Source organism: Endozoicomonas ascidiicola, from assembly GCF_001646945.1.
In the GTDB taxonomy this organism is placed as follows: domain Bacteria; phylum Pseudomonadota; class Gammaproteobacteria; order Pseudomonadales; family Endozoicomonadaceae; genus Endozoicomonas; species Endozoicomonas ascidiicola.
This window is the reverse complement of record NZ_LUTV01000004.1, coordinates 728,067-736,592: the sequence shown is the minus strand read 5'-3', so window position 1 is coordinate 736,592 and position 8,526 is coordinate 728,067. Positions and strand designations below refer to the sequence as shown.

Here is an 8,526-nt window from a genome sequence, read left to right as displayed (position 1 = left end):
ACAGTATTTAATATTCAGTACCACTTTGTGTTTGTCACGAAGTACCGGTATCAGGTGCTCAAGGGAGATGTTGGCTTAAGAGCCAGGGAGCTGATAAGAGAAACGTGCCAGGCATTTGAGATAGAGATTCTTAAGGGAGTGATTAGGATCATGTACATCTGTTTGTGTCAGCGCCTCCGAATATGGCTCCGAGTGAAATAATGAGGAGGGTCAAAGGAAGGTCGTCTACAAGATTGTTTGAAAGTTTCCCTGATTTGAAGAAGCGATACTGGGGAAGGCATTTTTGGGCAAGAGGCTATTTTTGTGTCACATCGGGAAAGGTGACTGAAGAGATGATCAAGGAGTATCTGGATCATCATTTTGAGCCCAAAGTAGATGATAGCTTCAGGACTGAATACTAACGCGTCTTGGACGCGTATCCGGACTTTCAGTCCGTAAATCTAACCCACCGGCTTTAGCCGGTGGTTGTTGAGCTGAAGAGGGTTACCGGTTTAAGTTTAAAGTACCAACAAGAAACAAAACCAAAGGTAACCCTCAATGAACCAGAATAACCATCCTGCTATTAAACACAAGCTTGGCCTCTTGGAACTGGCTGATCAATTAAAGAAYGTGTCCCGCGCCTGCAAAGTCATGGGTGTATCCAGAGATACCTTCTACAGAGTTCAAAATGCCTATGAGGAAGGTGGAATCGATGCGTTGCTGGCTAAATCAAAAAAGATTCCAAACCCTAAAAACCGTGTAGAGCCTCACGTTGAAGAAGCCGTTTGTAAACTGGCTATTGATAACCCTGCCCTTGGTCAAACCCGAGTCAGTAATGAGTTACGGAAGCTCGGTATATTTGTTTCAGGAGGCGGTGTTCGCAGTATCTGGCAACGACATAACCTTGAGACGTTCAAAAAACGCCTCAAGGCTCTGGAGGAGCACGCTGCGGCTAACGATGCTATCTACACAGAATCTCAGCTGGCTGCCCTTGAGAAAAAGAAAGAAACCGATATTGCCTGCGGAGAAATTGAAACRGTGCATCCAGGTTATCTGGGTTCGCAAGACACCTTTTTCGTTGGAACACTCAAAGGGGTTGGCAGGGTGTATCAACAAACCTTTGTGGACACCTACAGCAAGATTGCGCACTGCAAGCTATACACCACCAAAACACCGATCACAGCAGCTGATTTGCTGAATGATCGGGTTCTACCGTACTTTGAAGAACATGACATTCCAATGCTGAGAATACTGACTGATAGAGGTACTGAGTACTGCGGCAAGGTTGAGCAGCACGATTATGAGCTGTACCTGGCGGCCTGTGATATCGAGCACACGAAAACCAAAGCGAGGCATCCTCAAACCAATGGTATCTGTGAACGATTCCATAAAACGATACTGAATGAGTTCTATCAGGTGACCTTTAGAAAGAAGGTCTACACTGACCTGACTGAATTACAGAAGGATCTGGATGCTTGGGTGGAGTACTACAACACAGAACGAACCCATCAGGGGAAAATGTGTTGTGGTAGGACACCCTTGCAAACATTGGAATCAGGCAAAGTGATCTGTAAGGAAAAACAGATCGTCTGAATCTGACCTGACGGTACAAACGACGATGGGCCGGAAAGTGTCAGATCAGATCTTGGTTACTACACCTGATTAACAGGCAGATCTGGTTTTAATGAGATTAAGCTTTATCTGCCATGAATATGGCTTAAAAGTTCTTTAGCCATCACGTTTGGTTCGAGCTCGCTAGAATTCAGCAGGGGCGTCAGAAAGCCTTCGCTTTCTTTATTTCTGCCTTCAAACATGAGAGCCATTCCCAGGAATGCTTGTACTGAAGGATCATCCGGGAACTTTTTTAAACCTTCTTTGTGAAGCAGGTCAATGGCTTCTTGGTGACGCTTTCGGTTCATAAACTCCATCGCGATACCAATGGTGCTCAAGGGGCTGTCTGGGCGAGCGACCTCAATACCGTTGAAAATGCCAAATGCGTGTTTTGGCAGGCCGGTGGCGCTGGCCATGAAGCCGATATCTGCCAGAGTCTTTAAGAGTTTATCGTCGATCATGACCGGTTATCTCCATCCTGGAAAATGCTCAAAGCTTTTGAATAATGCTTTGTAGTGTGTCTTTAATTGATTTAACAATACTGGATCGTAAGCCTTCAACGATCATGTATTTATTAAATTCAACCTGAAACGATACCATGTCCTTGGTATTGTTCGGGTCCATATTCGCAACGCGATCTTTAAGTGCCTTGTCCAGAGCTTCGGCTTGATTACCAAATGTCTCCGTTACCCGGTCAAAACTAAAATCGCTGCTGGTGGGCTGATTGTAATTTGAATTATACGTGTCCATGGCTGAATTCCTTTTCAGACTTAGGATTTATGATGCTGCTTCCAGTTTTTATCCACCACTTCCATGGCGGCGACGATAGAAGTGAGCAGGGAGTCGATTCTGACAAAGTTATCAGGGTCGGTGCCTTTATCTCTTAACTGCTTTAGCCTCGATGCCTCGCTAAAAAGGTTGGCAAGTAATTGGTCTCGATACTGTCCTTGAACATCATTAATCAAGAGCTCTTCGGTATTCGATAGACCTGTGTAGTCATCACTTTTCATTGTTTCCGCCACGGTTCCCTCCAAGGCGATATTTAAATCTGCTAGTACCGTTGGTTAATAAAAGGTAGTCGATGTTTATATCTTCAATTGTAAACCCATTAGAGAGTTTTGCACCGATCAGATATTTGGTTCCGTCTATCAGTATGACATATGGCACCCGACCCATGCTGATTCCACGTATATTCAGAACCAATGGCGACGCATTGTCATTGATTAAGCCGCTAGAGTACTTGGTCGCCAGTTGTATTGCTGGTTTATTGTCATACCGCTGCTTAAATTTGGTAACGATGGTTTGAAGGTCATAAACTTGTCCTTCATCCAAAAGGTGTCCTTTTAGTAAAATAGTTTTACCCCGAACAAGGACTTGGAGCCTCGGGATTAAGGCCTTTTCCCTGAGCATAGATTTTAAGGTATTTACTCTACCTGCTTGATTTTCTACCTGATCCACGACAGAAGTAAGTCCGTGTACTTCTTGTTTAAGAATATTAATAATCTTATCAAGCTCATCAGAGGTGGCTACATAACCCGAAAGAACCAGGGATCCAGGCGTAATATCCAGTTCTAACTCCAGATTGTCATATCCCCGGATTTTTAGTAAAGATTCGGCGTTATCGCGCATTTCATTCATTACAGCAATTTGTGACCGAAACGCGATATCCTGCTCTCTAAGCGTTTTTTGCAGCTTATTTTTGTCTTGCTGTGTCTGGGTGTACCCTACGATCATTATGGTTTGATCAGGCAATAGTTTGAAGGTGATGTCTTTAAGCCCAAGTGACTGTTTTACTCTCTTAACGGTCGCCAATGGATCTGGTAGCTCAACAGTCTGCTTTGTATCATTGTCAGTACTGGCTACCAATACCATCAATGATATAATGCCGATAAACAGAACTGCGGGAATGGCAAGCAACCACTTTTTATTGAAACTGCTTACGTGGTCTCCGTCAGTGCTCTCGTCATAGAAACTGTCCAGAGCATCTTTACTGAAAGAGTTATCTGCAAAATCATTAGCGGATAGCTCAACTTCCTCGTGATGAACATCGTCTTCTTGCCCTGACGCCTCATTAGAAGCTGTTTCTTGTGCTGGAGCTGGCGGTGTAGTGTTTGTGCTGGATAGGTTTAGTTGGGGCCACTCGGTATTCGATGGCCCCAGGGCGATATAAAGACTGTTGCATTGAATGACATCAAAAGTGCTGTATTGAATACTGTTGCCTGCGGGCTGACCATTGACTATCAGTGGCATGCCGCTGTTATTTGACTGTAACTTTACCTCACCATTGTCTGAGATTTCGATAGTCAGTTGTATGTCATCCAGCTGGTCATCGGTGAGTACCAGATCGCAGGTCTCGCCTTTACCCAGTGCATAGCGACCGGGCTCAAGAGGAATTTCTGCTCCAATATGGTTGCCCGACAGAATTTTTAAATAAAATTCAGTCATTTAGCATCTCCTGCCGTAAGTTGGCAGAAAGCAATGCGATTGAGGAATATGTTTCCACTATGCCCAACTTCCTGTCGGTAATATCCATTGCTGTCGCTTAAGCCTTTGTCTGCCTGACGTACAGAGAGGCCATGGCTTAAAAATAGAGTAAATAAAATAGATCAACATTGCCAGAGGTTGATTTATATTCGTGTTGTAACGGCCTCAATTAATTGATGATGATCGGCAAATTGTTCGGTATCATCAGTCGAATACAGGAATGCCCTGATAAAAAAGTAAAAACAACAATAAAAATAAAAAGAGGCGTAGCGTTATGGATGCATCCTTCTGGAATGGTAAGAGACCTGCCGGTGTTGATAACACCATTGATCCAGACCAATACCCCAGTGTCCTTTCTGTCATTAATGGTTTTCTAACTGACAATGCAGCACGTCCCGCATTTACTGGTTTAGGCCTGACTCTGACCTTTGCGGACCTTGATCGATACAGTCGCCAGTTTGCCACTTATCTTCAAATTCACACAGATCTGCAACCAGGTGATCGCATTGCGATTCAGATGCCTAATGTTCTGCAATATCCCATTGCCGTGTATGGTGCTTTGAGGGCAGGGTTGGTAGTAGTCAATACGAATCCACTTTATACCGCCAGAGAAATGCTCCACCAGTTTAAAGATTCTGGAGCCAAGGCGCTGGTATTTCTTGAGAACTTTGGTCATTTAGTTGAAGAGGTCGTAGGGCAGACTGAAATAAAACACCTTATTTCGACACAGCTTGCGGATATGTTGCCTTCACCTAAAAAGCAAATTTTGAATTTCCTGGTTAAACGTGTGAAGAAAATGGTGCCTGACTTTGAATTACCGTCAGCGACACCATTTCGTAATGCGTTGGCTTTGGGCGATCTAGGAACGTATCAGGCACCAACAGGTGCAAAACTGTCCGATCCTATTGTTTTGCAGTATACCGGTGGAACGACAGGGGTCGCTAAAGGTGCAATGCTGACTCACCGCAATTTGATTGCGAATATGCTTCAGTCGAAAGCAGCTCTGTCTCAGAAGGGGCCTGATGGACAAAAAATTGCTCAAGATGGGCACGAAATCGTGATAGCGCCTTTGCCGCTCTACCATATTTATGCATTTACTGTGCATTTACTGTGCATGCCACTCAATGGTAATCACAATATCCTGATTGCGAATCCAAGAGATACAGCCACCTTTATTAAGGCGATTAAACCATGGCGTTTCACTATGTTTATTGGTTTAAATACACTCTTTGTGAGTTTGTTGAATCACCCTAAGTTCAAAGAGTGTGACCTGTCTGGGTTGAAAATGACATTGTCGGGAGGAACGGCACTTCAGGAGGCGACAGCTAAGCGCTGGCATCAGGAGGCGGGCTGTATTATTTCTGAAGCCTATGGTTTGACTGAATGTTCACCGGCCGTGACCATGAATCCTGCTGGCGAACTGGCTCAGCAGGGAACATCAGGACTGCCAGTGCCTTCTACCGAACTTAAAGTTATTGATGATGATGGTAATGAACTGTCCATTGGTGAGTCTGGGGAACTCTGCGTTAGAGGGCCTCAGGTCATGCCTGGGTACTGGCAGCGGGAAGAGGCGACCCGAGAAGTTATTGATTCTGAAGGCTGGTTCAAAACTGGCGATGTTGCGCTTATTCAGGAGGATGGCTTTATTCGAATTGTCGATCGAATCAAGGATATGATCATCGTTTCAGGCTTCAATGTATATCCAAATGAGATTGAAGATGTCGTATCGGGTCATCCGAAAGTGGCAAACTGTGCGGCGATTGGTGTGCCTGATGACGTATCCGGTGAGAAGGTTAAGTTGTTCGTTGTGAAATCGGATGAGAGCTTAACAGAAGAAGAGTTGATCGGTTGGTCCAGGCAGTACCTTACTGCTTATAAGGTGCCGAAATCCTGTGAGTTCCGTGAAGATCTGCCCATGACGCCGGTAGGTAAAATTTTACGCAAAGACCTACGTGGGATGGTAGAAACGGCTTGATGCAAATTGCCCACTGTGAAGTGGGCAATTATTAAATGCTACTAAAAAACGCTTATGATCTACTGGTTAAGCAGACTGCTGATCATGATTGGAAAAGTAGCGGTGTAGTATTTCAGGGTCATCTTTCAGAGCATCGAAGGCTTCTTTCGAGTTTGATGGAGTAATACTGATCTTATCCAGCTTCATGCGGCGGATTGCTGCGTCAAACCAGAACCAGTGCTTATCCTCTGTCAGGCAAAGGGCCTTTACCGAATACCCGGTAGACGGGATAAAAGGAATAGGCATGGCGCTGGTTACCTGCTTACGCACCACCGTTGAATCCTGACAAGAGTAAGTCACGTTCTGGTAGATGCGCTCAAACCGGTTAAACTCCACACCAAGCATCCAGTCGGCCATTTGATCCTGTTTCTGACTCAGATAGTAGAGGATGACAGTACCAGCCACAATCAGGATGAAACTTTCCATTTTGTTTACCTCGCGGGTGATCGCTAAGGGGTTTCCTAAGTATTCGGAAAACCCTTATGTCTATTTTATACGCATTTCTAGGTATGTGTTCCAAATTACTTCGAAGGATATGAAGGCTAAAGCGGTTATAAGTATCTGGGCATATGGCATCGAAAATAGGATTTCATATGCTCAGGTACTTAACGCCCAGTGAGCCAGCATCTGTTTAGCTATCGGCCGAAAAGCATCTTTTCCGTAGAGGGCGTCAATTAATTTGAAGGAAAAGGCCATCGCATTGCCTGGACCCTGAGCGGTGATAACGCGCTTTTTCTCATCAATGACAATCGGTTTTTCCGGGTGAGCCAGGGCACCTTCCATTTGTTCCATAAATGTTGGGTAGCATGTCGCATGGGTGTTATCCAGCAAGCCGTGGCTAGCCAAAACGACAGCAGGCGCGGCGCAGATGGCAGCATACCATTTGCCTGCACGTTGCTGGTTTTGAAGGAGTTCTATCAGCTCGGGGTTGTTTTTCAGGTTGTCTGCACCAGGCATACCGCCCGGTACCGCAATCATATGGAAGGGGTTGTTGAAACAATTTTTGATATGAGTGTCTGCGGTAAGTCTGGTTTGTTGTGATGCAGTAATTTCGATATTACCGTCTACATTGCAGCTGGCAACTGTCACCTGAGCACCGGATCTTCTCAGCGTATTAATGACCGTCACTGCTTCAATTTCTTCTGAACCGTCGGCCACGGGGACGAGAACCTGTCTTGGCATGATGCGCTCGCATAGACTGAAAGGGTTTTAAGAAAATAACCCTATGAATCTAGCAGACAGGATACAGGTATGATCAGAAAATTGAAGAGAGTGATTGTTCTGTACGCAGTTGTTCCGACAATGCGAACCCCATTGAATAGCCTTGATGATAATCCGCAACCAAGTGGTTGCGTACTGTCGTCTTTCTTGAAGTCTGTAGAGGGCTCGTTGGTGCGATTTGCAGTATTTCTACGTTGTCTTCAATGGTTAGCTGTTCAATGAAATCGGCGGAAAGATTATATATTTGATCCTGGTCTTTTATTAGCTGGCCAATTGACGGTTTCTCACGGCTCTTCCACGCGTAGAAGCGAGACTTCAGGGAGTTGCTTTTCCTGAAATTCAAAGGGCGAGTGCGTAGGATGACAATCTGATCAAACCCATCGGCAATGGCTTTCCGATAAGGGATCGGGTCCGACAGGCTACCATCTGTCATTTCGAGATCGTTGATCATAACGGATGAATTATAGAGAACCGGTAGTGCGCTACTGGCTTTTAGAATGTTCAGAAATTCATCGGCTGTATGGTTTTGGTTGATCCCGTGATAAACCGGTTTTCCGGTTTCTACATCGGTGGTTACAACGCAAAAGTGACTGGTTTGCAGTTTTTTGAAAATAGCAGGAATATTAAAGCGGCTGGATTTTGCAAGACGCTGAAAAAATAAATCGAGATCCATTAAGTGACCACCTTTAAGGTGTCGTCGTACGCTAATGAAATCAGGGTCGTTGCAAAGTGCCGTATACAGGTCAAGGCTTAATCCTTTTTGACCTGACAGGTAAGCGCTTAGGTTCAATGCTCCAGAAGAAACACCAAAGTAGCCATCGAATAAGGGAACTCGTTTATCAATAAAGGCGTCGAGAATGCCGGCAGTAAAAACACCCCGCATGCCACCACCTTCAACTATTAATGCCCGCTTGGCAGGAGAAGTGTTGTTCAACAAATGCATTGGGGAAATAATGATGAGTTAGTGTTTGAAAGTGGTTGCGGGAGCTGGATTCGAACCAACGACCTTCGGGTTATGAGCCCGACGAGCTACCAGACTGCTCCATCCCGCGACAAAACTGCTCAGTTGATTCTTTTTCTGGAAAAAAGAGTATCAACTGTTTTTAAATATGGTTGCGGGAGCTGGATTCGAACCAACGACCTTCGGGTTATGAGCCCGACGAGCTACCAGACTGCTCCATCCCGCGACAAAACTGTTCAGCTGATTCTTTTTTCTG

9 protein-coding genes, 2 tRNA genes and 1 pseudogene are annotated in these 8,526 nt (G+C 45.0%); 3 read left to right on the top strand and 9 right to left on the bottom strand.

What is annotated here, in order from left to right; all coding sequences use genetic code 11:
- Nucleotides 1-401 (top strand): annotated as a pseudogene (gene tnpA, locus AKL11_RS13765) (IS200/IS605 family transposase); the annotation flags it as partial.
- 136 nt (nt 402-537) lie between these two features.
- Complete coding sequence (locus AKL11_RS13760) at nt 538-1,572, top strand: IS481 family transposase (protein ID WP_067518348.1); 1,035 nt, start codon at nt 538-540, stop codon at nt 1,570-1,572.
- A 104-nt stretch (nt 1,573-1,676) separates the two neighbouring features.
- Here the strand turns inward: AKL11_RS13760 and AKL11_RS13755 are convergent, their stop codons facing one another.
- The 4 genes from AKL11_RS13755 to sctD are packed head-to-tail and all read right to left on the bottom strand — an operon-like array spanning nt 1,677 to nt 4,035.
- Nucleotides 1,677-2,051, bottom strand: a complete 375-nt coding sequence (locus AKL11_RS13755; protein WP_067518346.1) for a tetratricopeptide repeat protein — start codon at nt 2,049-2,051, stop codon at nt 1,677-1,679.
- A 28-nt stretch (nt 2,052-2,079) separates the two neighbouring features.
- Nucleotides 2,080-2,340, bottom strand: coding sequence for a type III secretion system needle filament subunit SctF (gene sctF / locus AKL11_RS13750; RefSeq protein WP_067518344.1), 261 nt, complete (start codon nt 2,338-2,340; stop codon nt 2,080-2,082).
- A 20-nt stretch (nt 2,341-2,360) separates the two neighbouring features.
- Nucleotides 2,361-2,612, bottom strand: a complete 252-nt coding sequence (locus AKL11_RS13745) for a hypothetical protein (protein WP_157673567.1) — start codon at nt 2,610-2,612, stop codon at nt 2,361-2,363.
- Nucleotides 2,590-4,035, bottom strand: coding sequence for a type III secretion system inner membrane ring subunit SctD (gene sctD, locus AKL11_RS13740; RefSeq protein ID WP_067518340.1), 1,446 nt, complete (start codon nt 4,033-4,035; stop codon nt 2,590-2,592). The genes AKL11_RS13745 and sctD overlap by 23 nt, the downstream gene beginning before the upstream one ends.
- Nucleotides 4,036-4,348: 313 nt before the next feature.
- Here sctD and AKL11_RS13735 point away from each other — a divergent pair, with 313 nt between their 5' ends.
- Nucleotides 4,349-6,049 (top strand): AMP-binding protein, encoded by a 1,701-nt coding sequence (locus AKL11_RS13735; protein ID WP_067518338.1) that lies wholly within the window; start codon nt 4,349-4,351, stop codon nt 6,047-6,049.
- A gap of 66 nt (nt 6,050-6,115) precedes the next feature.
- On the opposite strand, the gene AKL11_RS13730 is transcribed toward AKL11_RS13735, so the two are convergent.
- The 5 genes from AKL11_RS13730 to AKL11_RS13710 form a co-directional block, all read right to left on the bottom strand.
- Nucleotides 6,116-6,514: a hypothetical protein gene (locus tag AKL11_RS13730; RefSeq protein ID WP_067518336.1), complete on the bottom strand. Its 399-nt coding sequence runs from the start codon at nt 6,512-6,514 to the stop codon at nt 6,116-6,118.
- Nucleotides 6,515-6,685: 171 nt separating this feature from the next.
- Nucleotides 6,686-7,270 carry a DJ-1 family glyoxalase III gene (locus AKL11_RS13725; RefSeq protein ID WP_067518334.1) on the bottom strand — a complete coding sequence of 195 codons (585 nt, stop codon included), beginning with the start codon at nt 7,268-7,270 and terminating at the stop codon, nt 6,686-6,688.
- A 73-nt stretch (nt 7,271-7,343) separates the two neighbouring features.
- Entirely contained in the window at nt 7,344-8,243 is a 900-nt protein-coding gene (locus tag AKL11_RS13720) for a patatin-like phospholipase family protein (protein ID WP_157673565.1), read from the bottom strand.
- A 41-nt stretch (nt 8,244-8,284) separates the two neighbouring features.
- Nucleotides 8,285-8,361, bottom strand: a tRNA-Met gene (locus AKL11_RS13715).
- A gap of 58 nt (nt 8,362-8,419) precedes the next feature.
- A tRNA-Met gene (locus AKL11_RS13710) sits at nt 8,420-8,496 on the bottom strand.
- Nucleotides 8,497-8,526: the final 30 nt, after the last annotated feature.

Excerpts from the sequence above, each read along its gene's own strand:
- AKL11_RS13735 (WP_067518338.1), top strand. The coding sequence starts at position 4,349 with ATGGATGCATCCTTCTGGAATGGTAAGAGACCTGCCGGTGTTGATAAC.
- AKL11_RS13730 (WP_067518336.1), bottom strand. The coding sequence starts at position 6,514 with ATGGAAAGTTTCATCCTGATTGTGGCTGGTACTGTCATCCTCTACTAT.
- sctD (WP_067518340.1), bottom strand. The coding sequence starts at position 4,035 with ATGACTGAATTTTATTTAAAAATTCTGTCGGGCAACCATATTGGAGCA.
- AKL11_RS13755 (WP_067518346.1), bottom strand. The coding sequence starts at position 2,051 with ATGATCGACGATAAACTCTTAAAGACTCTGGCAGATATCGGCTTCATG.
- sctF (WP_067518344.1), bottom strand. The coding sequence starts at position 2,340 with ATGGACACGTATAATTCAAATTACAATCAGCCCACCAGCAGCGATTTT.
- AKL11_RS13725 (WP_067518334.1), bottom strand. The coding sequence starts at position 7,270 with ATGCCAAGACAGGTTCTCGTCCCCGTGGCCGACGGTTCAGAAGAAATT.